Genomic DNA, 25,693 nt, shown 5'->3' with positions numbered 1-25,693 from the left:
CAATCTCTGATTGTCTGTTCGCCAATTATTATTGCGCGAGCGCCATCTTATAGTGGTGTACAGACCGCCAAGCAAGAGGGGGAGCGCGCATGTACAGCAAGTGTCGAGTGAAGATTGCCCTTGTCGGGGATTACAACCCGGCGATTACCGCCCACCGGGCCATTCCCGAGGCGCTGCGCCTGGCCAGCGAGGTTCTGGGCGTGGCGGTCGAACCGCACTGGTTGGCGACTGACAGCATCGTCGATGACGCCGCCCTGGCGGACTACGACGGCATCTGGTGCGTGCCGGGCAGCCCCTACAACGCTACCGAAGGTGCATTGCGGGCGATCCGCTTCGCCCGTGAGCAGGGCGTGCCCTTTCTCGGCACCTGTGGTGGCTTCCAGCACGCGCTGCTGGAGTACGCGCGCAATCAGCTGGGTTGGACGGATGCCGAACATGCCGAGCTGTCGCCCCAGGCGCCAATGCCACTGATCGCGCCACTGGCCTGTGCCCTGCAGGATGTCAGCGAGCGTGTGCACCTGGTATCGGGCTCGCGTATCGCCGAGCTGTACGGGGTACGCGAGATCAGTGAGCAGTACCTGTGCCGCTATGGCCTCGACGATGCCTTCGTCGAGCCGCTGATGGCGCAGGCGCTGAAGGCTTCCGGGCATGACGAGGCGGGTGCCGTGCGCGCCATCGAGCTGGAGGATCATCCGTTCTTCATCGCCACCCTGTTCCAGCCTGAGCGTGCTGCGTTGGAAGGGCGCCTGCCGCCGGTGGTCGCCGGCCTGGTCGGTGCCTGCGCGGTGCAGTCGGTGCATGAAGCGCAGCAGGAGGCAGTGGCGTGATCGCCAAGACGCCCAAGCCGCCGTACTACGTGGTGATGTTCACCTCGGTTCGCACCGAGGTCGATGCCGGTTACGCCGAGGCGGCGCAGCGCATGTTGGAGCTGGCCGCGCAGCAGCCGGGCTTTCTCGGTGTGGAGTCGGCGCGCAGCGATGGCCTGGGCATCACCCTGTCCTATTGGCAGAGCGAGGAGGCCATCCGTGCCTGGCGTGAGCACGCCGAGCACAGTGCCGTTCGCGAACAGGGGCGCGCCGACTGGTATGCCGCTTTCACCACCCGTGTGGCCAAGGTCGAACGGGCTTACGGTTTCGAACGCCCGGAATGAGGGCGTGTGGCAAGTCGGTCAACCATCGTGTAAGGAAAATTTTACGATTGGCCGAGTTGGTCGTGGCCAGCCAGTGGCTTACAGCTTGGTGTAAATAAAAATTGCCACTGCCGGGCTAGACCGCTGTGGCGAGGTGTCGCAAGCCATCTTGAGCGTGCTGCTGCGCTCGGTTGTCATGAGGTTGTCCGCAACGCATTCGTGCGGCTGCCATAACAATGACAATCAGGAGGCGAGATGAACGCCGTGGCCAAGATCGAGCAGCACAATCCCATCGGAACCGACGGTTTCGAGTTCGTCGAATTCACCGCACCGAGTGCCGAAGGTATCGAGCAACTGCGCCAGTTGTTCACAGCCATGGGCTTCACCGAAACCGCCAAGCACCGCTCCAAAGAGGTGTGGCTGTTCCAGCAGAACGACATCAATATCGTGCTCAACGGCAGCCCCACCGGCCATGTGCGTGCCTTCGGCGAGAAGCATGGCCCCAGCGCCTGCGCCATGGCCTTCCGGGTGAAAAATGCCGCTCAGGCCGCCGCCTACGTCGAACAGCAGGGCGCCACCCTGGTGGGTAGTCACGCCAACTTCGGCGAGCTGAACATCCCCTGCGTCGAAGGCATCGGTGGTTCCTTGCTCTATCTGGTCGACCGCTATGGTGACAAGAGCATCTACGACGTCGATTTCGAATACATCGCAGGCCGTGGCCCCAACGACAACGCTGTCGGGCTGCAGTGCATCGACCACCTGACCCACAACGTGCGTCGCGGGCAGATGGACGTCTGGTCCGGTTTCTACGAGCGTATCGCCAATTTCCGCGAGATCCGCTACTTCGATATTGAAGGCAAACTCACCGGCCTGTTCTCCCGCGCCATGACCGCGCCGTGCGGCAAGATCCGCATCCCGATCAACGAGTCGGCCGATGACAAGTCGCAGATCGAGGAATTCATCCGCGAGTACCACGGCGAGGGTATCCAGCACATCGCCCTGTCCACCGACGACATCTACGCCACCGTGCGCCAACTGCGTGCCAACGGCGTGGATTTCATGACCACTCCGGACACCTATTACGAGAAGGTCGATACCCGTGTTGCTGGCCATGGTGAGCCGACCGATGTCTTGCGCGAGCTGAACATCCTGATCGATGGTGCTCCGGGAGATGACGGCATCCTGCTGCAGATCTTCACCAACACGGTGATCGGTCCGATCTTCTTCGAGATCATTCAGCGCAAGGGTAACCAGGGCTTCGGCGAGGGCAACTTCAAGGCTCTGTTCGAATCCATCGAGGAAGACCAACTGCGTCGCGGTGTGATCTCCGAGGAGTGATGCCATGAGCCGTCAATGGATTCGCTTTCCCCTGCGTGAGGGCGAGTGTTCGCGTCAGGCGCATTGCGACCTGCCGCAGGGCACCTACGAGCGCGAAATGGGCCGCGAGGGTTTCTTCGGCCCCACCGCGCACCTGCACCATAAGCATCCACCCACTGGCTGGATCGACTGGGAAGGCCCGCTGCGCCCGCACGCGTTCAACTTCAACGACATCCCCAGCGAGCGTGATTGCCCGCTGGCGGCGCCGCTGACGTTGCACAACGCCGACGTCAAGCTGCGCGTGTGGCGCACCCATGGCGCCATGCGTCACCTGGTGCGCAATGCCGATGGCGACGAGCTGCTGTTCGTTCATGAAGGCAGCGGGCACTTCTATTGCGATTTCGGCCACCTGGAATACCGCGACGGCGACTACCTGCTGATCCCGCGCGGCACCGCCTGGCGTATCGAGGCCAGCACGCCGAGTTACTTCCTGCTGATCGAGAACACCGACGGCGCCTACCAGTTGCCGGACAAGGGCCTGCTCGGCCCACAGGCGATCTTCGACCTGGCGGTGCTGGAGCACCCGCATATCGATGACGCCTTCAAGGCGCAGCAGGACGAGAATACCTGGCAGATCCGCATCAAGCGGCGCGGCCAGATCAGCACCGTGACCTACCCGTACAACCCGCTGGACGTGGTCGGCTGGCACGGCGACAACACCGTGGTGCGTCTGAACTGGCGCGACATTCGCCCGCTGGTCAGCCACCGCTACCACCTGCCGCCGTCGGTGCACACCACCTTCGTCGCCAATGGTTTCGTGGTCTGCACCTTTACCCCGCGCCCGGTGGAGTCCGACCCCGGCGCGCTCAAGGTGCCGTTCTTCCACAACAACGACGACTACGACGAAGTGCTGTTCTACCACCGTGGCAACTTCTTCAGCCGCGACAACATCGAGCAGGGCATGGTCACCCTGCATCCATGCGGTTTCCCCCATGGGCCGCACCCCAAGGCGCTGAAGAAGAGTCAGGTCGATCCGGCCACCTTCATCGACGAGGTGGCGGTGATGATCGACACCCGCCGCGCCCTGGAGGTGAGCGACGCCGCTGGTGCGGTGGACGTGGCCGAGTACGTCAATTCCTGGCGTGCGCCGGGTACACAAGCTTAAGGGCGGGCACCAATCGTCCCCTCTCCCCCTCGGGGAGAGGGGAGAGGGGAGAACAGCCCGCACGCGAACAGACGAATAGGTAGAAACCATGAAACTCGCATCACTGAATCAAGGCCGCGATGGCGTGCTGATCGTCGTTTCCCGCGACCTGACTCGCGCCGTGCCTGTGCCGCAGATCGCCGCCACCTTGCAGGCCGCGCTGGACGACTGGGCCGTGGCCCGGCCGAAACTGGAGGCGGTCTACCAGCGCCTCAACGACGGCCTGGAGGAGGGCGCCTTCGCCTTCGATCAGGCCGCCTGCCACAGCCCCTTACCGCGCGCCTACCACTGGGCCGACGGTAGCGCCTACGTCAATCACGTCGAGCTGGTGCGCAAGGCGCGCGGGGCCGAGATGCCGGAGAGCTTCTGGCATGACCCACTGATGTACCAGGGCGGTGCCGATGCCTTCATCCCGCCACATAGCCCGATCCGCCTGGCCGACGAAGCCTGGGGCATCGACCTGGAAGCCGAGCTGGCGGTGATCACCGATGACGTGCCAATGGGCGCCACGCCGGCCGAAGCGGCCGGGCATATCCGTCTGCTGATGCTGGTCAACGACGTGTCACTGCGTAACCTGATTCCCGGCGAGCTGGCCAAGGGCTTCGGTTTCTACCAGAGCAAGCCGTCGTCTAGCTTCTCCCCGGTGGCCATCACCCCGGATGAGCTAGGCGAAAGCTGGAAGGACGGCAAGGTGCACCGGCCGCTGGTTTCGCACATCAACGGCACGCTGTTCGGCCAGCCGAACGCCGGCGTGGACATGACCTTCAATTTCCCGACTCTGGTGGCGCATGCCGCCAAGACACGCCCGCTGGGCGCCGGCACCATCATTGGTTCGGGCACGGTGTCGAACTACGACCGCAGCGCAGGCTCAAGCTGCCTGGCGGAGAAACGCATGCTGGAGATCGTCGAGCAGGGCGAGGCGAAAACGCCGTTCCTCAAGTTCGGCGACCGGGTACGTATCGAAATGTTCGACGCCGCCGGCCAGAGCCTCTTCGGCGCCATCGACCAGGTGGTGGAACGCTACGATGCCCGCTAATTCGTAGGAGCGGCTTTAGCCCGCGATGTTCTTGGCGTCTTCAAGATCGATCGCGGCTGAAGCCGCTCCTACAACTTGCGTTTCGAAAGGAGTCCGCAATGCTGAAACTCTACGGCTACTGGCGCTCCAGCGCCGCCTACCGTGTGCGCATCGCCTTGAACCTCAAGGGTCTGGCCTACGAGCAAGTGCCGGTGCATCTGGTCAAGGACGGTGGCCAGCAGCACGCCGCTGACTACCGAGCGCTGAACCCGCAGGGCCTGCTGCCGCTGCTGGTGGACGAGGAAGGTGGTGGTGTACACATCGCTCAATCACTGGCGATCATCGAGTACCTCGAAGAAATCTTCCCGCTGCCGGCGCTGCTGCCAGCCGATCCGGCCGAGCGTGCGCAGGTGCGGGCGTTGGCGCTACACATCGCCTGCGATGTGCACCCGCTGAATAACCTGCGCGTGCTGCAATACCTCTCCAGCGAGCTGGGTGTCGATGACAAGGCGAAGAACGCCTGGTATCGGCACTGGGTCGAGCTGGGCTTGGCTGCGGTGGAAGAGGGGCTGGCGGCGTTCGAAGGGCGTCTGTCGCTGGGCTCGCGGCCAGGCTATCTGGAGGCCTGCCTGATTCCGCAGCTATACAACGCACGGCGTTTTGCCTGTGATCTTGCTGCCTACCCGCGCATTCTCGACCTGGCGGCGCGCTGTGAGCCACTGGAGGCTTTCAGTTTGGCTGCACCCGAGGCGCAGCCCGATGCTCAATAGGATTTGAGTTATCGGTGCTCGCCTCAATACCCCCAGATTCTGTCCTGAGAGGGTGGCGAAAAATCGCCGAATGCTCGGCATAAACCAGCGGATATTTGCCGATTCAGGCAAATACCGCACTTCTTACCGTCAATGGTGCGTGCAGGGTTTTGGCGTTTTGCCAGAACTCAAGCCGCGCCGTCTTCTGGCCGATACCCAGCCATAGTCCTGGCACAGCAGTTGCCTGGGGTATCGACCAAGTCGTGCCCTATGAAGGCGTGACGTTATAAGAAGAACTTGGAGCTGCCGTTTATGTTCAAGCCTGTCGCACGTCTATTCGCCAACCTTGCCGTCGGCAAGAAACTCTTCATCGGTTTCGGTCTGGTTCTGCTGCTGACCGCCGCCATGACCGGTAGTGGCTTTCTCGCCGTGCAGGCCGTGCTTGGCGGACATGAACAGGTCGGCAAGCTGGGGCAGGTGAATCAGGAGATCCTCCAGGCGCGCAGGCTGGAGCGCAGCTTCGCCATCGAGCAGACCCCCGAGAGTGCCGAGCGCGTTCACGTCAGCCTGCGCAAGGTCGAAGCCATGCTGGCCGACTTCGCAAAGAATTCCGCCATGGTCGAGGGCGCGCGTATCCAAACCATGCAGCAGGCCGTCGACGAGTACCTGAAGCAGTTCGACAACTACGTCGCCCAGCAGGGCAAAGCGCGCGAGGCGCGTCAGGACATGCGCGATGCCGCCGGCGAGGCGCGCGATCGTTTCGAAATGATCGAACTGGACATGTACGACGCCGTGCGTGAACTACGTCTGCAGGGCGACCGCCTGCGTGGCAGCGATCCGTTGACCCTGGCGGAAACCGCCTCCGGTCTGAGCAAGCGCATGCTCGACCTGCGCAGCTACGAAAGCCTCTACATCATCGACGGTTCGGCCAAGGCGCTGGAGGAGTGGGAGTACGTCAGTGACGATCTGCAGACCGTCGCCAACAGCCTGATGGTCTGGCTCAATGACGATCAGAAAGCCTCTATCGAGACGGCCCTGCAAGCCCTGACCCTGTACCAGCGTTCGTTCCAGTACTACCAGCAGATTCGCAGCCAGAATGAGGCCACGGAGAACGCGATGATCGAGCGCGCTCGCTCGGTACTCGGACTCGCCGAGGCGGCGCAGGCCAGCGCCGAACAGGGCATGCTCGACGACAGCCGGCGAGCGCTGACGATGCTCGGCGTCATGGGCGCTGCGGCGGTGATCTTCGGGCTATGCGCCGCGCTGTTGATCACCCGTCTGATCGTCGTACCGCTACGCCAGACCGTAGGTTTCGCCCAGCGCATCGCCGCCGGTGATCTCAGTCAGGACATTCCCCAGGATCGTCATGACGAAGTGGGCCAATTGCTCGCCGCCATGCAGGACATGACTGTCAGCCTGCGCAACCTGGTCGGCCGCATCGGTGGCGGCGTCGGGCAGATCGCTGCTGCTGCCGAGCAGCTCTCGGCCATCACTGCGCAGACCAGTAGCGGGGTGCAGACGCAAAAACTCGAGACCGAGCAGACCGCCACCGCCATGCACCAGATGGCCGCCACCGTGCAGGAAGTGGCGCAGAACGCCGAGCAGGCCTCGCTGGCGGCGCGTGATGCCGACCTCGAGGCGCAGCAAGGCAATCGCGTGGTGCAGCAGGTGGTGGATCAGATCGACAGCCTGGCCAATGAAGTGGAGCAATCCGCCGAGGCCATCGCTGCGCTGAATCAGGAAAGCGCACGGATCGGCAGTGTGCTGGAAGTCATCCGCAACGTGGCCGAGCAGACCAACCTGCTGGCGCTCAATGCGGCTATCGAAGCCGCGCGTGCAGGTGAGCAGGGCCGTGGTTTTGCCGTGGTTGCCGACGAAGTACGCGCACTGGCCAAGCGCGCGCAGGACAGCACCGAGGAAATCGAAGGCCTGATCGCCGGCCTGCAGAGCATGGCCAAGGGCGCGGTGCAGCAGATGGACAGCAGCCGTGACCTGACGCGGCGCACTGTCGAGCTGGCGGGCGAGGCGGGCGATGCCCTGGGGCGCATCACCCAGGCGGTCAGCACCATCGAACAGATGAATCAGCAGATCGCCGCGGCTGCCGAGGAGCAGAGTGCGGTGGCCGAGGCGATCAACGAAAGCGTCACCCGCGTGCGCGATATCGGCGAGCAAAGCGCCACGGCCAGTGAGCAGACCGCTGCCTCCAGCGCCGAGCTGGCACGCCTGGGCGTGGAGCTTCAGGGGCTGGTGCGGCAGTTCCGTACCTGAAAGGCAGGAGGCGGCGTGCCGCCTCCTGCTCGTTGCGACTGCCTCAGCCCAGATGAAAACCGCCGTCGATGGGGATGATGGTGCCGGTCATGTAGGCGCCGGCACTGCCGGCCAGGCTCAGCGCCAGGGCGGCCATCTCTTCCTCGCGCCCCCAGCGTTTCATCGGAATCACTGCGGTGTCGGCAGCCAGCGCCGCTTCGTCCTCGGCGATGAAACGGGTCATCTTGCTCGGGAAGCGCCCCGGGGCGATCACGTTGACGTTGATGTGCTCGCCCACCAGCTCCTTGGCCAGCATGCGCGACAGCTGGTGCAGCGCGGCCTTGCTCGGGCCATAGGCATAAGCCTGTTCCCCCATGGCGCTGATGCCGGCTACCGAACCGATATTGATCACCCGTGCCGGGCAATCCGCTGAACCGGCCTTGCGCAGCAGCGGCAGCAATTGCTGGATGCAGCCGAATACCGAGGTGACGTTGAGCTGCATGACTTTTTCCCAGCCCTTGGCCGGGTAGCTTTCCAGCGGCGCGCCCCAGGTGGTGCCGGCGTTGTTGACCAGGATGTCGAGCTTGTCGATGCGCCCGGTCAGCTCGGCAGCCAGGGCCTGTACGCCTTCCTCATCGGAGAGGTTGGCGGTGATGCCGGTGCACTTGCCGAAGGCGGAAAGCTCGGCGGCGGTCTGTGCGCAGGCTTCGCCGTCGCGGGCGCAGACATAGACGTGGGCGCCGGCTTCGACGAAGGCCTTGGCGATCATCAGACCGATGCCGCGGGTGCCGCCAGTGACCAGGGCGGTGCGCCCGGCAAGGGAAAAGTACGGATGCATGAACAGGCCTCGCAGGATGGTGAAGACTTCACCCTAGGGCCTGGCGACGCGGAAAGCAGGCATCATTGCCCACCGAAATGCCTGCTCATGCGCCAAACCCTCCGTAGGGTGCGCCGTGCGCACCGCTGGCGGTGTCGACGCTATGCGATGTTCGCTGCCTTCTGCACATCCAGCACCCGGATGCGTCCCGGCTCGGGATAGTGCCAGTGCACGTCTAGATCCCAGAAGCGCGCGCCATAGCGTCGTTCGGGCTCTGGTTGCTGGTAAGCCGGGCGCGGATCTTGCGCCAGGCATTGCTCGATCAGTTCCACCAGCGGCTCGTTCAGGCGCAGCGCGTGCTGGCGCGCCAACGGCAAGGCATCGGCTTGCCACTCCACGGGGATCAGTCGCGGCGCGGCATCGGCCATGGCGTTGTGCGCATCGTTCACGCAATCGGCGTAGGGCACGTAGGGCTTGATATCCAGCACCGGCGTGCCGTCGAGTAGATCGATGCCGGACAGGTACAGGCGACCCGGTTCGACCTTTTCCAGGCGCACCACCGACTGACCAATACCGTTGGGGCGATGGGTGGCGCGAGTGCTGAACACGCCGACCGACTGGTTGCCGCCCAGACGTGGCGGGCGCACCTTCAGGCGCGGCTTGTCCTCCAACGCCTGGTGAAACAGAAACAGCAGCCAGACATGGCTGACTTGCTCCAGGCCTTGCACGGCCTCGCCCTGATCGAAAGGCGGCAGCAGTTCCAGCACGCCGCGTGCGGCAGGCGCCAGATGCGGTTGACGGGGAATGGCGAACTTTTCCTTGAAGCAGGAGTGGACGATACCGACCGGGGAAACCAGATGCTGCATGGCGTTCTGCTTAGCGCCTGGAAACCGGTGCGTCATGCGCCACCCGGCAGCCAGCATCGCGGAACGGGCCGGTGAAACGAATCCAGCCTTCGCCGGGGCTGACCTGGGCGCAGGTCAGATGGCCGTCGACCTTGCTCTGCCAGAGGAAGAACGGCGCCGGCGCGGCGAGGGCGGAGAGGTTCAGGGCGAGAAGGGTGATCAGAAGCAGGGTGCGCATGGCGGCAATCTCCAGGGCGTGAGCGCGTAGGGCGGGTGCAACCCGCCGGATGGTCTGTGGCGGGTTGCACCCGCCCTACGGCATTTGCAGGCGTAGCCTACTACAGCTCTGCTTCAGAAGCGTTCCTTGTCACCGAGGTAGCGCCATTGCCCGGCCGGCAGCTTGGCCATCGGCACGCCGCCAACGCGGATACGCTTCATGGCCAGTACCTTGAGGCCAAGGGCGGTGCAGATCTGTCGCAGCGTATCGGGCGCAGGATTCTTCAGGGCGAAGCGCAGGCGCTGTTCGCTTTGCCAGCTGGCTTTGCATGGCGGGAACTGCACGCCTTTGTGCAGTAGGCCTTTCTTCAGGCGCTCCAGGGCGCTGGCAGGCAATTCGCCGCTGACCTCGACCAGGTATTCCTGCTCCAGCTTGTTGCCGTCTTCGCGCAGTTTGCGCTGGGTACGCCAGTCCTGGCTGAGGATGACCAGGCCGCTGGCGCCATTTTGCAGCGGCAGGCTCTGTTCCTGACGCAGAAAGTGCCCATGCAGGATGCGCTGTGCGTGTGGGTCTTCTTCCCAGTGCTGTGCGGCGGTCAGTAGCTGCTGCAACTTTGCGGCGCTGATGTTGGTCGGGCAATTCACCAGCAGGGTGACGGCCGCGACGGGATCAAGACTGGCATCGGGGTGCAGCTCGACGCGTTGATCCTCGACCTTGAACTGCGGCGCTTCGACGACCTTGCCATCCACCGTCACCCAGCCGCCGGCGATGTACAGGTCGGCCTCACGGCGCGAGCAACCGAACAGTTCGATGACGCGTTTGGACAGGCGGGTGGGTTCGCTCATGGGTTGGCTCTGCAGGAAAAATGGCATTGTACCGGCAAGCGTCATCCGGGACGGGAAAGAAAGGCAGCTTGAAGCGGGTGGCAATAAAAAGCCCCGCATTGTGCGGGGCTCTTGGGGGGGGCGGGTGATCAGACCAGCTCGCCCCACATGTCGTATTCGTCGGCATCGACGATGCGCACACGCACCTTGTCGCCCGGCTTGACGTTGGGGGAGTCGATGAACACGCTGCCGTCGATCTCCGGGGCGTCGGCCCAGGAGCGAGCCACGGCGCCTTCGCCGTCCACTTCGTCGACCAGCACGTCCATCTCCAGGCCAATCTTGGCCTGCAGACGCGCGGAGCTGATTGCCTGCTGATGCGCCATGAAACGCTCCCAGCGCTCCTGCTTGATCTCGTCCGGTACCGGCTCCAGGCCCAGGTCGTTGGCGGGTGCGCCTTCTACCGGCGAGTACTGGAAGCAGCCGACGCGGTCGAGCTGCGCCTCGGTCAGCCAGTCGAGCAGGTACTGGAAGTCTTCTTCGGTCTCGCCGGGGAAGCCGACGATGAAGGTGGAGCGAATGGTCAGTTCGGGGCAGATCTCGCGCCATTTCTTGATGCGCGCCAGGGTCTTGTCTTCGAAGGCCGGACGCTTCATCGACTTGAGCACTTTCGGGCTGGCGTGCTGGAACGGAATGTCCAGGTAGGGCAGCAGCTTGCCGGCGGCCATCAGCGGGATCACGTCATCGACGTTGGGGTAGGGGTAGACGTAGTGCAGGCGCACCCACACGCCCATGGAAGACAGTGCTTCGCACAGCTCGAGCATGCGCGTCTTCACCGGCTGGCCGTTCCAGAAGTCCAGCTTGTACTTCAGGTCGACGCCGTAGGCGCTGGTGTCCTGGCTGATCACCAGCAGTTCCTTGACGCCGGCCTTGACCAGACGCTCGGCCTCGCTGAGCACGTCGCCCACCGGGCGGCTGACCAGCTTGCCGCGCATGGACGGGATGATGCAGAAGCTGCAGGTGTGGTTGCAGCCTTCGGAAATCTTCAGGTAGGCGTAGTGACGCGGGGTGAGCTTGATGCCCTGCGGCGGCACCAGGTCGATCAGCGGGTTGTGCTCGGTCTTCGGCGGGATGACTTCGTGCACCGCATTGACCACCTGCTCGTACTGCTGCGGGCCGGTGACGGCCAGCACGCTCGGGTGCACGTCGCGGATGCTGTCTTCTGCCACGCCCATGCAGCCGGTGACGATCACCTTGCCGTTTTCCGCCAGGGCTTCACCGATGGCGTCCAGCGACTCGGCCTTGGCGCTGTCGATGAAGCCACAGGTGTTGACCACCACCACGTCGGCATCCTGGTAGGTCGGTACGATCTCGTAACCTTCCATGCGCAGTTGGGTCAGGATGCGTTCGGAGTCGACGGTCGCTTTCGGGCATCCGAGCGAAACGAAGCCGACTTTCGGGGTGGCGGTGGACATGCGGGCTAACCTCTAGCGGGCGCCTTGTGGGCGCCTCTGATCAAAAAGTGCGCAATTCTAGCGGCGGATCGGGCACTTGACCAGAGGCGCTTTCACCTCAATTACGCCCGGGCAGCATGCGCGTCAGGGTGTTATCGCGTACGACGTAATGGTGGTACAGGCCGGCGACCGCATGCAGGCCAATCAGCCAGTAACCGGCGGTGCCGGCCAGTTCGTGCAGTTCCTTGATCTGTCCGGCCAGTCCCTTGTCCGGGCCGATCAGTGCCGGTAGCTCCAGACCAAAGAAGGGGATGGGTTTGCCGGCGGCACTGAGAATCAGCCAGCCGGCCAGCGGCGCACCGATCATCAGGGCGTACAGTGCCAGGTGCATGAGCTTGGCGAGCAGGTTCTGCCAGCTCGGTGGCGCGGGCTGGATGGCCGGAGTAGGGCTCAGCGCGCGCGCGAGCAGGCGCAACCAGACCAGAGCAAAAACGCTGAGGCCGAGCATGAAGTGCCATTGCTTGAGCAGTTCACGGGTATCGCTGCCCTTGGGGAAATTGCCCTTGAGCTCGATGCAGGCGTAAACGGCGGCGATCAGGATCAGCATCAGCCAGTGCAGGCCGATGGACAGGCTTCCATAGCGTGGTGGGGTGTTCTTCCAGTTCATACAGGCTTCCTCGGTAATGTCCTGCATCTGCGGCAGGTGTCTCCAGCATAGGCTCGTCTGGCTTATGTGAAGCTGAGGAAGATCAATATCCGGAAACGAAAAAGGCCACTCGATTGAGTGGCCTTTATCTGAAGGTGGTTGCGGGAGCAGGATTTGAACCTACGACCTTCGGGTTATGAGCCCGACGAGCTACCAGACTGCTCCATCCCGCGTCGGCAATTCTACGCTTACTTAGAGTGCTGTCAATCGATTTGTTTGCTTCGATCAAAAAAATTAATTTTCCACCAAAGCAAAAAGGCCACTCGATTGAGTGGCCTTTTTGTGAAGCTGGTTGCGGGAGCAGGATTTGAACCTACGACCTTCGGGTTATGAGCCCGACGAGCTACCAGACTGCTCCATCCCGCGTCTGTGGGTCGGCATTCTACAGTCAGATGCTCGGCTGTCAACCGCTATTTTCAAGAAAAGTGTTTTCAACTCAGGTGCTTAGCGTCAAACAGCTGTTAGACTTCCTGGCTCCAGGCCAGGCTGGACAAGGCTTCCGAGGGTGTTGTGCGCAAGATAATTCACGTGGACTGCGACTGCTTTTACGCCGCCATCGAGATGCGTGACGACCCGAGTCTGGCCAGTCGTCCGTTGGCGGTGGGTGGTTCGGCTGATCGACGTGGGGTGATTGCCACCTGCAACTACGAGGCGCGCGCTTATGGGGTGCGTTCGGCGATGTCGTCGCGGCATGCGCTGAAACTGTGCCCGGATTTGTTGATCGTCAAACCACGTTTCGAGGCGTACCGCAGTGTCTCGCGGGAAATTCACGCCATCTTCCGCCAGTTCACCGACCTGATCGAGCCGTTGTCCCTGGACGAAGCGTATCTCGATGTCAGCGACTCGCCGCATTTCTCCGGCAGCGCCACGCGCATCGCCCAGGAGATTCGCCGCCGTGTGGCGCAGGAGCTACACATCACGGTGTCGGCTGGTGTGGCGCCGAACAAGTTCCTGGCCAAGATCGCCAGCGACTGGCGCAAACCCAATGGGCTGTTCGTCATCACACCGGATCAGGTGGACGATTTCGTCGCGGCGTTGCCGGTGAGCAAGTTGCATGGCGTTGGCAAGGTCACGGCCGACAAGCTCACGCGTCTGGGCATTCGCACCTGCCTGGATTTGCGTGAATGGAACAAGCTGGCGCTGGTGCGCGAGTTCGGCAGCTTTGGCGAGCGTCTATGGCGGCTGGCGCATGGTATCGACGAGCGTGCGGTACAGGTGGACAGCCGTCGGCAGTCGTTGAGCGTCGAGAATACCTACGATCAGGATCTGCCGGATCTAGACAGTTGTCTGGAGAAGTTGCCGGCGCTGCTCGAGGAGATGAACGGCCGTCTGCTGCGCCTGGATTCGAGCTATCGGCCGGACAAACCCTTCGTCAAGATCAAGTTTCATGACTTTACCCAGACCACCCTGGAGCAGGCCGGCGCCAGCCGGGATCTGGAGAGTTATCGGCAATTGCTGAGCAGTGCCTTTGCTCGCGGAGGCAAGCCGGTGCGCCTGCTCGGTGTTGGTGTAAGGCTGCACGACCTGCGTGGGCGTCAGGAGCAACTGGATCTGTTCGCGTAGCCCAGGCGTGTAGGGCGGGGGCAACCTGCCATCCGTCGTCAACCCGGCGGGGTTTCCCCGCCCTGCGAAACGTGCAGTGGCTTCTATTCAGCCCAGAGACGAATCGGCTTGCCGCTGGCTGGCCACAGTTGCAACTGGCCGATGCCATTGAAGTCCCAGCGCTGCACTTCGCCCAATGCTGTCAGGAAGCGTTGTTCCTGCTCCATCAGTGCTGGTGCGCACATCTTGCGGGTGCTGCCTGGAGCATCGAAGCGAATGGCCTCACCTTTGAGCGAATAACCGGCGAACCAGTGGTTGCAGCCGGCATGCCCATGGGCGCGACCATCCGCGGCGAAGGTGATGGTCAGGTGGCTGCGATCGATCAGCGGGCGTTCGCCGATCCATTCCACGCGGTAGCTGCGTTCGGTTTCCAGCTGCGGTGCGTCGCTGGCGCAGCCGGCCAGCGTGGCGGCGAGCAGGGCGAGGGACAGGGCGCGGTACATGGTGTCAGGCCTCCTGGCAGGTTCGACACAGATGGCGGCCGGCGTCGTTGCGCCAGCCCAGTTCGGCGATACGGGCCTCGGCAGCTGGCGCTTGCGCGGCCTTGCCAAGCGCCGCGTCGACGGCGAACTCGAAATCCAGCTGCTTGCCGCAACCATCGCAGTTCACTTGCCAGTTGTGGATGGCCAGCTCCTTGAATTGCGGGCCTTTGCACACGGCCAGCCACTGGCCGGGCGGGTTGATCAGATGGCGAACCTTCTCCACGTCCAGGCGCATGTGCAGGTCGCGACTGCCTTTGAGGGTGACCAGCAGCGTGTCATTGGCCTGGATCGAGCCACCGTTGCCGGTGACCTGATAGCGGCCTGGCGCCAGGGCGCGGCATTCGGTGAGGGTGTGTTGCGGGTTGAGCAGGGAATAACGGAAATCGTGTTCGGCCATGGGTCCTCCGGATCAGCCGGCATGCTATCACGCGTCGGCCTTGACCTCATTGCTCGGGCTGCCGGCGATCCAGGCGGCGATGTTGTCCAGCGTGGTGCGGGCGATGGCGTCAAGCGCTTCGCGAGTGAGAAAGGCCTGGTGCGCGGTAATGATCACGTTGGGGAAACTCAGCAGGCGGGCCAGGGTGTCGTCCTGTAGGGGCAGGTCGGAGTGATCCTCGAAGAACAGCTCCGATTCTTCTTCGTAGACGTCCAGGCCCAGGTAGCCGAGCTGGCCGCTTTTCAGTGCCTCGATCAGGGCCGGGGCATCGACCAGTGCGCCGCGGCCGGTATTGATCAGCATCGCGCCGCGTTTCATCTGGGCCAGGCGTGCGCTGTCTATCAGGTGGTAGCTCTCGTCGGTCAGCGGGCAGTGCAGGCTGAGGATGTCGCTGTTGGCGATCACTTCGTCCAGTGGTGCCTGGCGTGCGCCCAGGGTATCGAGACCGCTCAGCGGGAACGGATCGTAGATCAGCACTTGGCAACCGAAGCCCTGCATGATGCCGGCGAATACTTGGCCGATCTTGCCGCCACCGACCACGCCGACGGTCTTGCCGTGCAGGTCGAAGCCGGTCAGGCCGTGCAGGGAGAAATCCCCCTCACGGGTGCGGTTGAAGGCGCGGTGAGTGCGGCGGTTCAGCGCCAGAATCAGGGCTACGGCGTGCTCGGCCACGGCATGCGGTGAATAGGCCGGCACGCGTACCACCGGCAGGCCGAGGCGCTGCGCTGCTGCCAGATCGACATGGTTGTAGCCGGCCGAGCGCAGCGCGATCAGGCGCGTGTCGTTGGCTGCCAGTTGTTCCAGCACCGGGGCCGACAGGTCGTCGTTGATGAAGGTGCAAACCACTTCGCAGCCGCTGGCCAGCGCCACGCTGTCGACCGTCAGGCGCGTGTCGTGAAACTGCAGGTGCCAGTCAGGCGGGCAGTTCGCTGCGAGGAACGAGTCACGGTCGTAGGGCTTGCTGCTGAACAGGCAGATACGCATCTCGGCTCCTCAGGCACTTTGTGCTGCGGCTTCGGTCAGGCGCGCGATGGCATCGTCCAGATCGTCCAGCGCGCGTTGGGCTTCAGGGTCGTCCTGCTTGAGCAGCGTCTCGCTGCGTTGGCAGGCGGCGCGCAGTTGCGGAACGCCGCAGTAGCGAGTGGCTCCGTGCAGGCGATGAACCCGCTCGATCAGCGCGGTGCGTTCGCCGGCGTCGCGAGCCTGGCGGATGGCTTGGCGATCACCGGGCAGGCCGGCCAGCAGCATGCTCAGCATGTCGGCTGCGAGGTCGGCCTTGCCGGCCGCCAGGCGCAGGCCTTCCTCGGCATCGAGTATTTTGGGTTGCGATGGCGTCGGTGCGGGTGGCGCGATCTTGCTGCTGGGCTGGTTGCGCAGGTTCAGCCCCGTCCACTTGAGTACGACCTGAGCCAGTTGGCGTTCGTTGATCGGTTTGGTCAGGTAGTCATCCAGGCCGCTTTGCAGCAGGGCACGTTTTTCGTTGGCCAGGGCGTGGGCGGTGAGGGCGATGATTGGCGTGGCGCTACGGGCCTGTTCGCTTTCCCACTGGCGGATCGCTTCGGTGGCCTCGCGGCCGTCCATGCCGGGCATCTGCACGTCCATGAACACTAGGTCGAAATTGTCCTCTCGTACCGCGTCGATGGCGGCGTAACCGCTGTCCACGGCCTTGACCTGGGCGCCCAGGTCATCGAGCAGAGTCTGCACCAGCAGCAGGTTGGCCGGGTTGTCGTCGACGCAGAGAATCTTCGGCCGACGCGTTTCGTTCATCACCACCGGCTCGTTGACCGGACGCTGTGGGCAGACCATCTCGACCAGTGCCTTGTGCAGCTTGCGTGTGCAAGGCGGCTTGGCCTGCAACTGGGTGTAGGCATCAGGCAGCGATTCGTGGAACAGCCCCAGCTCGGTGGTTGGGCACAGTACCAACGCCTTGCAGCCGAGGCGGTCGAGATCCCAGATGCGCTGGCCAAGTGCGTCGGGTTGCAACTGACCAGCGGTGAGCCCCAGCACGGCGAGGCTCAGCGGATGTTCGCGCTGCTGTTGATTGAGCACGGCCTCGAACAGTTGGCCCAGATCGGCGAAGCTTTCCACCTCCAGGCCGCAGTCCTCCAGTTGGTGAGCCAGAGCCTGGCGCGCCAGTTCGTGGCTCTCCAGTACGGCCACGCGGCGCCCTTGCAGTGGTGCGCGGGGAAGATCCTCGGCGTCGTCGCGTGCTTTGGGCAGGGTCAGGCTGATCCAGAATTCCGAGCCTTCGCCGGGCGTGCTGTCGACGCCAATTTCTCCGCCCATCTGTTCGATCAGGCGCTTGGAAATCACCAGGCCCAAGCCAGTGCCACCGGCCTGGCGGCTGAGCGAGTTGTCGGCCTGGCTGAAGGCCTGGAACAGGGCACGCAGGTCTTCATCCGACAGGCCGATGCCGGTGTCCATCACGCTGATGCGCAGTTGTGCGCTGTCAGCGCTCTCGTCCTCGACCATCGCACGCATGACGATGGTGCCCTCGCGGGTGAACTTGATCGCGTTGCTCACCAGGTTGGTCAGTACCTGCTTCAGACGCTGCGGGTCGCCGCGCAGGGCCAACGGGGTATCGCGATAGATCAGGCTGACCAGCTCCAGCTGCTTTTCATGGGCGGCAGGGGCGAGGATGGTCAGGGTGTCCTGCAGCAGATCGCGCAGGTTGAAGGGGATGGATTCGAGCACCAGCTTGCCGGCCTCGATCTTGGAGAAATCGAGCACCTCGTTGATGATGCCGAGCAGGCTGTCAGCGGATTTCTCGATGGTCGACAGGTAATCCTGCTGGCGCGGGCTGAGCTCGCTCTTTTGCAACAGGTTGGTGAACCCGAGGATGCCGTTGAGCGGGGTACGGATCTCGTGGCTCATGTTGGCCAGGAACTCGGACTTGATGCGGCTGGCCTCCAGGGCTTCCTTGCGCGCGAAGTCCAGCTCGATGTTCTGGATCTCGATGGTTTCCAGGTTCTGGCGCACGTCCTCGGTGGCTTGTTCGATGCTGTGCTGCAACTCTTCCTGGGCATTCTGCAAGGCTTCGGCCATGCGGTTGATGCCGGAGGCCAGCTCGTCCATCTCATGGCTGCCCAGTGGCGGCAGACGGGTTTCCAGATGGCCGTCCTTGAGCTGGGCGACGCCTGCCTTGATCTCCCGCAACGGGCCATTGATGCTGCGACTCATGCGCAGGGCGAGCAGGGCGGTGACAGCAAGGCCGCCAGCGATCAGCAGCAGGCTGGTGAACAGGCTGCGATAGCCGATCAGCAGGGTGCCCTGGTGCGACAGTTCCAGTTCGACCCAGCCAAGCAGGCCGGTGCTGCGCTCACTTTCCGCTTCGCCGCTGAGCACCAGGTGCTGGTCGTAGACCGGTAGCAGAAAACGTGTGGCGTCCTGGCCGCTGAGCAGGCTGATACCCGCCTGGTTGTCGGGCACGGGGTTGAGCATGCTTGGGCCGGCATGCGCCAGCTGCGTGCGTTCGGCGGCGAGGAAGGTCACCGCGCGGACATCGGGGTGTTCCAGCGCCTGCTGAGCGATGCGTTCGAGCAGATCCTGATCCTGCTTTTCCAGGGCCGGGGCAGCGAGGGGGGCCAGGTGTTCGACCAGCATCTCGCCGCGTTGCAGCAGTTGCGCCTGCAGCCCCGAGAGTTGCACCCAGGTGAAATAGCCGCCCAGTACCAGCGCCAGCAGGCTGGTGGGCAGCAGGGTGAGCAACAGTACACGGCCTTTGATGCTTAGATCCTTGAACACGACCTTCCTCCTTCAGAACATCTGGGCAGTGTAGCGATTCGGCGTGCTGGAATCTGTAGGTGAGCGATTGCTGTTTAATAGGTAGAATTGTTCTCATTCTGCTCGCTCGGTTTTCCGCCATGATGATCCGCACTCCCACCTCGGCTCGTATCCTTGCCGTCGAGGACGACCCTCTGCTTGCCAGTCATCTGCAATCGCATCTGATTGGCTGCGGCTTCGACGTGACCCTGAGCCATGACGGCAGTGAGGGTTTGCATCTGGCCGAAAGCGAGGATTTCGATCTGATCCTGATGGATATCCTGCTGCCTGGCACCAATGGTCTGGAGGCGCTGCAACGTCTGCGCGAACACCGCAGCGTGCCGGTGCTGCTGATGTCGGCGCTGGGGGACGAACAGAATCGCATCGCCGGTTTCAGCCGCGGTGCTGACGACTATCTGCCCAAGCCCTTCAGCCTGGGGGAGTTGAGCGTGCGGGTGGAAGCCATTTTGCGTCGGGTCGCCTATGAGCGTCGCGAGCAGCAGCCGAGTGGTCCTGACGATGCCCTGCAGTTCGACGAGGGGCGCAGCGATGTCGCTTTTTCAGGTAAGTGGGTCGGCCTGACACCCAGCGAGTACCGCGTGCTTGAGCTGCTCTGGCGGCATCAGGACGAAGCGCTGAGCAAGCCCTTCCTTTATCAGCAGGCATTGCGCCGCGCCTATGCTCAGCATGACCGCAGCCTGGATATGCACGTCAGCCACATTCGCCGCAAATTGCAGGCGGTGGGGTACGAGGCGATGCGTGTCGATACGGTCTGGGGCAAGGGCTATATCCTGGCCCAGGCAGGAACGTGAGCCTGCCGGGGCGGCACTCGCTGCTGTGGCGTTTGGCAGGCGCGCTGGCGCTGTTCTGCCTGCTGCTGGTCAGTCTGCATGTCGACGTTGGTCGTGTGTTGCTCGACGCCACGTCCTACTTGCCCAATTCAACTAAGCAGGTTCTCCGCGGCTATGCCCGGGATGCCGAGGCCGCATGGCGAGAAGAGGGCGCGGCGGGTGTCGATGCCTTTCTGCAACGCCTGCAGGCGCGTGAGCGAGTTTGGGCGGTGGTGGTCGACTCGCACAAGGACTCGCTGTCCTCGCAGCCGCTGACGCCCGAGGAGTCGCTGCGCCTGGATTTCGTGCGCAAGCTGGACTTTCCCGTGGGTCGGCCGGGAGGCACGCCGACCTTCTATGCGCCTTTCAGCGACGGCTCGGCTCGCCTGGTCATGGAGCTGCCGCAACGCTTGAATCCGCGCAAGTACAACGAGCTCTGGGAGTTGCTGCTGCAGCGTGTGCTGCCGGCCGTCCTGGCCATTGTCGTGGCGATCCTGTTGTATCGCCTGTTGATTTCCCCTCTGGCGATTCTCAGGCGTCAGGCTGCAGCCTTGAGTGCGGGTGACCTGTCCGCCCGGCTGGGCATGCAGATGACGCAGCGTAAGGACGAACTGGGCGAACTGGCGCGCACCTTCGATCATATGGCTGAGCGCCTGGAAGGCACCGTGGGGTTTCAGCGCCAACTGCTGCGCGATCTGTCCCATGAGCTGCGCACGCCGCTGAGTCGCTTGCGCGTGGCCGGGGAGGGCGAGCAGGACGCCGATGCCCTGCGTCAGCGCCTGGCGCGTGAGGTGCAGGAAATGGAGAAGCTGGTCGGCGACGCGCTGGAGCTGGTCTGGCTGGATACGGAGCGACCGAGTCTGCCCAGCGAGGAGGTAGATGTCGTCAGGCTCTGGGACGTTCTGCGGGAAAATGCCGGTTTCGAAACCGGCTGGCCGCTCGAGCGCATGCCCTGCGATCTGCCTTGCGCCTGTTTGGTGCGGGGCAATCTCAATGGCCTGGCGCAGGCGTTGGAGAACATCCTGCGTAACGCCATTCGCCATTCCCCGGACGGTGGCGTCGTGCGCCTGGGCGGTCAGCCTGATGATGGACAGTGGCTGTTGTGGATCGAGGATCAGGGGCCCGGCGTTGCCGAGGAAGAACTGGAGAACATCTTCAGGCCCTTCACGCGTCTCAGCGCCGCGCGTCCGGGTGGTGATGGCTTCGGCCTGGGCCTGGCCATTGCCCGCAGCATGATCGAGACGCAGGGCGGGCGGGTCTGGGCCGAGAACGGCAGTCATGGCTTGCGCGTATATATGTACCTGCCGGCTGCCTGAGCGCGCCGAGCAGCCTCTGGTTACGTTCGCTGGGTGATGCCGCCGCGGGTTCGGCGTATCATGATGCCCCTTCGCGTCAGTCTGGATTCGAGCGACCCATGACCCTGCAATTCCCCACCATTGCCGACTGCATCGGCAATACCCCCCTGGTACGCCTGCAACGTCTGGCGGGTGAAACCAGCAACACCCTGCTGGTCAAGCTGGAAGGCAACAACCCGGCCGGTTCGGTCAAGGATCGTCCGGCGCTGTCGATGATCACCCGCGCCGAGCTGCGGGGCGATATCCAGCCCGGCGACACCCTGATCGAAGCCACCAGCGGCAACACCGGCATCGCCCTGGCGATGGCGGCGGCGATCAAGGGTTACAAGATGATCCTGATCATGCCGGACAACTCCACTGCCGAACGCAAGTGGGCGATGACCGCCTATGGCGCCGAGCTGATCCTGGTCAGCAAGGAAGAGGGCATGGAGGGCGCGCGGGATCTGGCCGAGAAGCTGCAGGCCGAAGGCCGCGGCAAGGTGCTTGACCAGTTCGCCAATGGTGACAACCCGCAGGCTCACTACACCGGTACCGGCCCGGAAATCTGGCGGCAGACCGGCGGCAGCATCACCCACTTCATCAGCTCGATGGGCACCACCGGCACCATCATGGGTACTTCGCGCTACCTCAAGGAACAGAACCCGGCGATTCAGATCGTCGGCCTGCAGCCGCAGGAAGGCTCGGCCATTCCCGGTATCCGTCGCTGGCCCGAGGAATACCTGCCGAAGATCTATCAGGCCGAGCGTGTCGACCAGGTAATGGACATGGGCCAGGCCGAGGCCGAGCACGTCATGCGTCGTCTGGCGCGCGAAGAGGGCATCTTCTGCGGCGTCTCGTCCGGTGGTTCCGTGGCGGGCATGCTGCGTCTGTCGCAGCAAGTGGAGAACGCAGTGATGGTGGCGATCATCTGTGACCGCGGCGATCGCTACCTGTCCACCGGTGTCTACGAAGACCCGGCGCACTGATGGCCAGACGCAGCTCCACTCTGCGCTTTCAGCCCAGCGGCGGCGCACGCGCGCCGCAGGTGCCGGTTGGCAAGAAGCAGAAGCTCTCCATCGAGCGCCTGGCCGGTGACGGCCGTGGTATTGCCTTCGAGGGTGGGCGTACCTGGTTCGTCAGCGGCGCCTTGGCCGGCGAGCAGATCGAGGCACGGGTGCTCGGTGCGCGCAGTCAGACTGTGGAGGCTCGCGCCGAACGCATCATCACCGCCAGCAGCGAGCGCCGCGAGGCGCCCTGCCGTCATGCCGATCGCTGTGGTGGCTGCAACCTGCAACATATGTCTCATGCCGATCAACTTGCCCTGAAACAGCGCACGCTGGCCGAACAGTTGTCACGCCTGGGCGGGGTTCAGCCGCAGGAGTGGGCGGCGCCGCTGACGGGCCCTGAGTTCGCCTACCGGCGCCGCGCACGGATCGCCGTGCGTTGGGATGCCAAGACGCGTCAACTGCACGTCGGTTTCCGCGCCGAAGCCAGCCAGGACATTGTTGCCATCGATGACTGCCCGGTGCTGGTACAGCCCTTGCAACCGATCCTCAAGGCGCTACCCGAGCTGTTACGGAGCCTGGAAAAACCACAGGCACTGGGGCACGTGGAGTTGTTCAGCGGCACCGCCGAAGCACTGTTGCTGCGTCACACCGCGCCGCTGACAGAGCATGATCTGCTTCGCTTGAGGGCTTTCTGCGTCCAGCACGCAGCACAGTTGTGGCTGCATGGCGAAGGGCAGCCGCAGGCCGATGATGCGAGCGCCGAACTGGGGTTCGAGCTGGCTCACTGGCAACTGCGTCTGGCGTACCGGCCAGGGGATTTTGTGCAGGTCAATGGTCTGGTCAATGAGGCGATGGTCGTTCAGGCGCTAGACTGGTTGGCAGTGCAACCGCGCGAGCGGGTGTTGGATCTGTTCTGTGGCCTGGGTAATTTTGCCCTGCCGCTGGCGCGCCAGGCGGCCGAGGTCGTGGCTGTGGAGGGTGTCGACGTGATGGTGGCGCGGGCTGCTGCCAACGCGCAAAACAATGGCTTGGGCAATGCGCACTTTTTCCGTGCCGACCTGTCCAACCCGCTGGTCGATGAAACCTGGGCGTGTGACGGCTTCGATGCCGTGTTGCTTGACCCGCCACGCGATGGCGCGTTGGAGGTCGTGCGGAAGATGAGTGGGTTGGGCGCACGGCGCCTGGTCTATGTCTCCTGCAACCCGACCACCCTGGCGCGTGACGCCGCCGAGTTGCAGCAACAGGGCTACCGCCTGCGCCGCGCCGGTATTCTCGACATGTTCCCGCAAACGGCGCATGTCGAGGCAATGGCTCTATTCGAGAAAGCCGAGGCCTAGGCCTCGGTCTAAAGCGGTACGTTCGGTACCGCAGGGATGTGCAGGATGCACATCCTTTCAGTTAATCCGACCGGCTCAGAGAAGGCCGGCGACTGCTCGGTGCGGCATATGCGCACCGTAGGGAAGGTAAGACGATGGTTCAGGTAAGGGCGCATCAGCCGGTCAACGACGACGGCAGCATCAATCTCGAGGCCTGGTTGGATCATGTAGCCAGCGTCGACCCGGCGCTGGATCGTCAGGCGCTCAAGGAGGCCTGCGAATTCGCCCGTGATGTGGAGCAGCAGGCTAACAGCATTCAGCATCACTGGAGCGAAGGCGCGTCGAGTTTCCGCGCCGGCCTCGATATCGCGGAAATCCTCGCCGATCTCAAACTCGATCAGGACTCGTTGGTCGCCGCAGTCATCTATCGCGGCGTACGTGAAGGTCAGGTTACCCTGGCTGCCGTGCATCAGCGCTTCGGCTCGGTGGTGGCCAAGCTGATCGAAGGCGTGCTGCGCATGGCAGCGATCAGCGCCAGTATCAACCCGCGTGAATCGGTGGTAGTCGGCTCGCAGACGCAGGTGGAGAACCTGCGCAAGATGCTGGTGGCGATGGTCGACGACGTGCGTGTGGCCTTGATCAAGCTGGCCGAGCGCACCTGTGCGATTCGTGCGGTCAAGGAAGCCGACGAAGACAAGCGTCAGCGCGTGGCGCGTGAGGTGTTCGACATCTACGCGCCGCTGGCGCATCGCCTCGGTATCGGCCATATCAAATGGGAGCTGGAGGATCTGTCCTTCCGCTACCTGGAGCCGGAGCAGTACAAGCAGATCGCCAAGCTGCTGCACGAGCGTCGCCTCGATCGCGAGCAGTACATCAACGACGCCATGGCGAATCTGCGCCAGGAGCTGGAAGCCACCGGCATCAAAGCCGATATCAGTGGCCGGGCCAAACATATCTATTCGATCTGGCGCAAGATGCAGCGCAAGGGCCTGCAGTTCAGCCAGATATACGATGTGCGCGCGGTGCGCGTGCTGGTTCCGGAGGTGCGTGACTGCTACACCACCCTCGGCATCGTGCACACCTTGTGGCGACACATTCCCAAGGAGTTCGACGACTACATCGCCAACCCCAAGGAGAACGGCTACCGCTCGCTGCACACCGCCGTGCTGGGCCCGGAAGGCAAGGTGCTGGAGGTGCAGATCCGCACCCACGCCATGCACGAAGAGGCCGAGCTGGGTGTCTGCGCGCACTGGCGCTACAAGGGCACCGACGTCAAATCCGGTTCCAACCACTACGAAGAGAAGATTTCCTGGCTGCGTCAGGTCATCGAGTGGCACGAGGAACTGGGCGATATCGGCGGCCTGGCCGAGCAACTGCGTGTCGACATCGAGCCGGATCGGGTCTACGTGTTCACCCCCGATGGTCACGCCATCGACCTGCCCAAGGGCGCCACGCCTCTGGACTTCGCCTACCGTGTGCACACCGAGATTGGCCACAATTGCCGGGGGGCCAAGATCAACGGCCGTATCGTGCCGTTGACCTACAGCCTGCAGACTGGCGAGCAGGTCGAGATCATCACCAGCAAGCAGGGTACGCCCAGTCGCGACTGGCTCAACCCCAACCTGGGCTACGTCACCACCAGCCGCGCGCGGGCGAAGATCGTCCACTGGTTCAAGCTGCAGGATCGCGATCAGAACGTCGCCGCCGGCAAGCAACTGCTCGAGCGCGAGTTAGCGCGCATGGCCCTGGTCGGCGCGGACTTCGACAAGTTGGCCGAAAAGGCCAACCTGAGAACTGCCGAAGACCTGTTCGCCGCACTCGGCGCTGGCGACGTGCGCTTGGCCCATGCAGTCAACCTGGCTCAGCAATTGGTCGAGCCAGAGCGTGGCAACGAACAACTGGAACTGATTCCACGCAAGGCACAGGGCTTCAAGCCGGGCAAGCGTGGCGATATCCAGATCCAGGGCGTCGGCAACCTGCTCACGCAGATGGCCGGCTGCTGCCAGCCGCTACCGGGCGACCCCATCGTTGGTTACATCACCCTGGGGCGTGGCGTCACCATTCACCGTCAGGACTGCCCAACGGCGTTGCAGCAGACTGCACGCGAGCCGGAGCGGATGATCCAGGTGAGCTGGGGGCCGGTGCCGGTGCAGACCTATCCGGTGGAGATCGTCATCAAGGCCTACGACCGTTCCGGTCTGCTGCGTGACGTGACCCAGGTGCTGCTCAACGAGAAGCTCAACGTGCTGGCGGTCAACACCCGTTCGAACAAGGAGGACAACACCGCCTCCATGTCGATCACCGTGGAGATTCCAGGGCTCGATGCCCTGGGTCGTCTGCTGGCGCGTATCGGTCAGTTGCCCAATATCATCGAGGCGCGTCGTCACCGCGTGGCTTAGCAGG

Annotated in this window: 23 protein-coding genes and 2 tRNA genes; 13 read left to right on the top strand and 12 right to left on the bottom strand. The window is 63.5% G+C overall.

The genetic code is table 11. The annotated features are described in order from the left end of the window. The first annotated feature begins 89 nt into the window (after positions 1-89). From C7A17_RS00685 to C7A17_RS00655, 7 genes are all read left to right on the top strand, one after another. Positions 90-827 carry a CTP synthase C-terminal region-related (seleno)protein gene (locus tag C7A17_RS00685; RefSeq protein ID WP_106736180.1) on the top strand — a complete coding sequence of 246 codons (738 nt, stop codon included), beginning with the start codon at positions 90-92 and terminating at the stop codon, positions 825-827. Next, the gene (locus C7A17_RS00680; protein WP_106736177.1) at positions 824-1,150 is read left to right on the top strand and encodes an antibiotic biosynthesis monooxygenase family protein; all 327 of its coding nucleotides are present in this window, start codon (positions 824-826) and stop codon (positions 1,148-1,150) included. Before C7A17_RS00685 ends, C7A17_RS00680 begins: the two co-directional genes overlap by 4 nt. Before the next feature lie 234 nt (positions 1,151-1,384). Further along, a complete protein-coding gene (hppD, locus tag C7A17_RS00675; protein ID WP_106736175.1) occupies positions 1,385-2,467 on the top strand; it encodes a 4-hydroxyphenylpyruvate dioxygenase in 1,083 nt (360 codons plus the stop codon). A gap of 4 nt (positions 2,468-2,471) precedes the next feature. Then, a complete protein-coding gene (locus C7A17_RS00670) occupies positions 2,472-3,611 on the top strand; it encodes a homogentisate 1,2-dioxygenase (RefSeq protein ID WP_106736173.1) in 1,140 nt (379 codons plus the stop codon). Positions 3,612-3,699: 88 nt separating this feature from the next. Further along, positions 3,700-4,686, top strand: coding sequence for a fumarylacetoacetate hydrolase family protein (locus tag C7A17_RS00665; RefSeq protein ID WP_106736170.1), 987 nt, complete (start codon positions 3,700-3,702; stop codon positions 4,684-4,686). A gap of 98 nt (positions 4,687-4,784) precedes the next feature. Further along, positions 4,785-5,435, top strand: coding sequence for a maleylacetoacetate isomerase (maiA, locus tag C7A17_RS00660; RefSeq protein WP_106736168.1), 651 nt, complete (start codon positions 4,785-4,787; stop codon positions 5,433-5,435). Positions 5,436-5,726: 291 nt separating this feature from the next. Further along, positions 5,727-7,682 carry a methyl-accepting chemotaxis protein gene (locus C7A17_RS00655; protein ID WP_106736166.1) on the top strand — a complete coding sequence of 652 codons (1,956 nt, stop codon included), beginning with the start codon at positions 5,727-5,729 and terminating at the stop codon, positions 7,680-7,682. A gap of 43 nt (positions 7,683-7,725) precedes the next feature. Here the strand turns inward: C7A17_RS00655 and C7A17_RS00650 are convergent, their stop codons facing one another. The 8 genes from C7A17_RS00650 to C7A17_RS00615 form a co-directional block, all read right to left on the bottom strand. Then, positions 7,726-8,499, bottom strand: a complete 774-nt coding sequence (locus C7A17_RS00650; RefSeq protein ID WP_106736163.1) for an SDR family oxidoreductase — start codon at positions 8,497-8,499, stop codon at positions 7,726-7,728. A 140-nt stretch (positions 8,500-8,639) separates the two neighbouring features. Continuing rightward, the gene (tsaA, locus tag C7A17_RS00645; protein WP_106736161.1) at positions 8,640-9,344 is read right to left on the bottom strand and encodes a tRNA (N6-threonylcarbamoyladenosine(37)-N6)-methyltransferase TrmO; all 705 of its coding nucleotides are present in this window, start codon (positions 9,342-9,344) and stop codon (positions 8,640-8,642) included. Between the two features lie 10 nt (positions 9,345-9,354). Then, positions 9,355-9,561: a hypothetical protein gene (locus C7A17_RS00640; RefSeq protein ID WP_106736159.1), complete on the bottom strand. Its 207-nt coding sequence runs from the start codon at positions 9,559-9,561 to the stop codon at positions 9,355-9,357. Between the two features lie 113 nt (positions 9,562-9,674). Then, complete coding sequence (locus C7A17_RS00635; RefSeq protein ID WP_106736157.1) at positions 9,675-10,385, bottom strand: rRNA pseudouridine synthase; 711 nt, start codon at positions 10,383-10,385, stop codon at positions 9,675-9,677. A gap of 128 nt (positions 10,386-10,513) precedes the next feature. Next, entirely contained in the window at positions 10,514-11,836 is a 1,323-nt protein-coding gene (gene rimO, locus C7A17_RS00630; RefSeq protein ID WP_106736155.1) for a 30S ribosomal protein S12 methylthiotransferase RimO, read from the bottom strand. A 97-nt stretch (positions 11,837-11,933) separates the two neighbouring features. Continuing rightward, positions 11,934-12,482: a cytochrome b gene (locus C7A17_RS00625; RefSeq protein WP_106742656.1), complete on the bottom strand. Its 549-nt coding sequence runs from the start codon at positions 12,480-12,482 to the stop codon at positions 11,934-11,936. Between the two features lie 135 nt (positions 12,483-12,617). Continuing rightward, positions 12,618-12,694: transfer RNA gene (locus C7A17_RS00620), tRNA-Met, on the bottom strand. A 116-nt stretch (positions 12,695-12,810) separates the two neighbouring features. Then, positions 12,811-12,887, bottom strand: a tRNA-Met gene (locus C7A17_RS00615). A 144-nt stretch (positions 12,888-13,031) separates the two neighbouring features. Between C7A17_RS00615 and dinB the strand changes: the two genes are divergently transcribed. Next, entirely contained in the window at positions 13,032-14,084 is a 1,053-nt protein-coding gene (gene dinB / locus C7A17_RS00610) for a DNA polymerase IV (RefSeq protein ID WP_106736153.1), read from the top strand. Positions 14,085-14,167: 83 nt separating this feature from the next. On the opposite strand, the gene C7A17_RS00605 is transcribed toward dinB, so the two are convergent. Genes C7A17_RS00605 through C7A17_RS00590 form a run of 4 tightly spaced genes read right to left on the bottom strand, consistent with a single transcriptional unit; the run spans position 14,168 to position 18,785 of the window. Beyond that, entirely contained in the window at positions 14,168-14,566 is a 399-nt protein-coding gene (locus tag C7A17_RS00605; protein WP_106736151.1) for an META domain-containing protein, read from the bottom strand. Positions 14,567-14,570: 4 nt separating this feature from the next. Then, positions 14,571-15,002, bottom strand: coding sequence for a hypothetical protein (locus tag C7A17_RS00600; protein ID WP_037004099.1), 432 nt, complete (start codon positions 15,000-15,002; stop codon positions 14,571-14,573). Between the two features lie 27 nt (positions 15,003-15,029). Further along, on the bottom strand, positions 15,030-16,025 hold the full coding sequence (locus C7A17_RS00595; protein ID WP_106736149.1) for a 2-hydroxyacid dehydrogenase: 996 nt from the start codon (positions 16,023-16,025) through the stop codon (positions 15,030-15,032). Positions 16,026-16,034: 9 nt separating this feature from the next. Continuing rightward, positions 16,035-18,785 carry a response regulator gene (locus C7A17_RS00590; RefSeq protein ID WP_106736147.1) on the bottom strand — a complete coding sequence of 917 codons (2,751 nt, stop codon included), beginning with the start codon at positions 18,783-18,785 and terminating at the stop codon, positions 16,035-16,037. Between the two features lie 119 nt (positions 18,786-18,904). Between C7A17_RS00590 and C7A17_RS00585 the strand changes: the two genes are divergently transcribed. From C7A17_RS00585 to relA, 5 genes are all read left to right on the top strand, one after another. Beyond that, positions 18,905-19,615, top strand: coding sequence for a response regulator transcription factor (locus C7A17_RS00585; protein ID WP_394337059.1), 711 nt, complete (start codon positions 18,905-18,907; stop codon positions 19,613-19,615). Beyond that, positions 19,612-20,949 (top strand): sensor histidine kinase, encoded by a 1,338-nt coding sequence (locus C7A17_RS00580; protein ID WP_106736145.1) that lies wholly within the window; start codon positions 19,612-19,614, stop codon positions 20,947-20,949. Before C7A17_RS00585 ends, C7A17_RS00580 begins: the two co-directional genes overlap by 4 nt. Before the next feature lie 98 nt (positions 20,950-21,047). Next, positions 21,048-21,953 carry a cysteine synthase CysM gene (gene cysM, locus C7A17_RS00575; RefSeq protein WP_106736143.1) on the top strand — a complete coding sequence of 302 codons (906 nt, stop codon included), beginning with the start codon at positions 21,048-21,050 and terminating at the stop codon, positions 21,951-21,953. Beyond that, on the top strand, positions 21,953-23,311 hold the full coding sequence (gene rlmD / locus C7A17_RS00570) for a 23S rRNA (uracil(1939)-C(5))-methyltransferase RlmD (RefSeq protein WP_106736141.1): 1,359 nt from the start codon (positions 21,953-21,955) through the stop codon (positions 23,309-23,311). The genes cysM and rlmD overlap by 1 nt, the downstream gene beginning before the upstream one ends. Positions 23,312-23,445: 134 nt before the next feature. Then, the gene (gene relA / locus C7A17_RS00565; protein WP_106736139.1) at positions 23,446-25,689 is read left to right on the top strand and encodes a GTP diphosphokinase; all 2,244 of its coding nucleotides are present in this window, start codon (positions 23,446-23,448) and stop codon (positions 25,687-25,689) included. Positions 25,690-25,693: the final 4 nt, after the last annotated feature.

The sequence above is a fragment of the Pseudomonas mendocina genome (assembly GCF_003008615.1).
GTDB lineage: Bacteria > Pseudomonadota > Gammaproteobacteria > Pseudomonadales > Pseudomonadaceae > Aquipseudomonas > Aquipseudomonas mendocina_C.
This window is presented reverse-complemented; position numbering and strand designations above follow the sequence as displayed.

Coding starts and splice junctions, on each gene's coding strand:
- C7A17_RS00685 (WP_106736180.1), top strand. CDS start 90: ATGTACAGCAAGTGTCGAGTGAAGATTGCCCTTGTCGGGGATTACAAC.
- hppD (WP_106736175.1), top strand. CDS start 1,385: ATGAACGCCGTGGCCAAGATCGAGCAGCACAATCCCATCGGAACCGAC.
- C7A17_RS00670 (WP_106736173.1), top strand. CDS start 2,472: ATGAGCCGTCAATGGATTCGCTTTCCCCTGCGTGAGGGCGAGTGTTCG.
- C7A17_RS00665 (WP_106736170.1), top strand. CDS start 3,700: ATGAAACTCGCATCACTGAATCAAGGCCGCGATGGCGTGCTGATCGTC.
- maiA (WP_106736168.1), top strand. CDS start 4,785: ATGCTGAAACTCTACGGCTACTGGCGCTCCAGCGCCGCCTACCGTGTG.
- C7A17_RS00655 (WP_106736166.1), top strand. CDS start 5,727: ATGTTCAAGCCTGTCGCACGTCTATTCGCCAACCTTGCCGTCGGCAAG.
- C7A17_RS00650 (WP_106736163.1), bottom strand. CDS start 8,499: ATGCATCCGTACTTTTCCCTTGCCGGGCGCACCGCCCTGGTCACTGGC.
- tsaA (WP_106736161.1), bottom strand. CDS start 9,344: ATGCAGCATCTGGTTTCCCCGGTCGGTATCGTCCACTCCTGCTTCAAG.
- C7A17_RS00640 (WP_106736159.1), bottom strand. CDS start 9,561: ATGCGCACCCTGCTTCTGATCACCCTTCTCGCCCTGAACCTCTCCGCC.
- C7A17_RS00635 (WP_106736157.1), bottom strand. CDS start 10,385: ATGAGCGAACCCACCCGCCTGTCCAAACGCGTCATCGAACTGTTCGGT.
- rimO (WP_106736155.1), bottom strand. CDS start 11,836: ATGTCCACCGCCACCCCGAAAGTCGGCTTCGTTTCGCTCGGATGCCCG.
- C7A17_RS00625 (WP_106742656.1), bottom strand. CDS start 12,482: ATGAACTGGAAGAACACCCCACCACGCTATGGAAGCCTGTCCATCGGC.
- C7A17_RS00605 (WP_106736151.1), bottom strand. CDS start 14,566: ATGTACCGCGCCCTGTCCCTCGCCCTGCTCGCCGCCACGCTGGCCGGC.
- C7A17_RS00600 (WP_037004099.1), bottom strand. CDS start 15,002: ATGGCCGAACACGATTTCCGTTATTCCCTGCTCAACCCGCAACACACC.
- C7A17_RS00595 (WP_106736149.1), bottom strand. CDS start 16,025: ATGCGTATCTGCCTGTTCAGCAGCAAGCCCTACGACCGTGACTCGTTC.
- C7A17_RS00585 (WP_394337059.1), top strand. CDS start 18,905: ATGATGATCCGCACTCCCACCTCGGCTCGTATCCTTGCCGTCGAGGAC.
- cysM (WP_106736143.1), top strand. CDS start 21,048: ATGACCCTGCAATTCCCCACCATTGCCGACTGCATCGGCAATACCCCC.
- rlmD (WP_106736141.1), top strand. CDS start 21,953: ATGGCCAGACGCAGCTCCACTCTGCGCTTTCAGCCCAGCGGCGGCGCA.
- relA (WP_106736139.1), top strand. CDS start 23,446: ATGGTTCAGGTAAGGGCGCATCAGCCGGTCAACGACGACGGCAGCATC.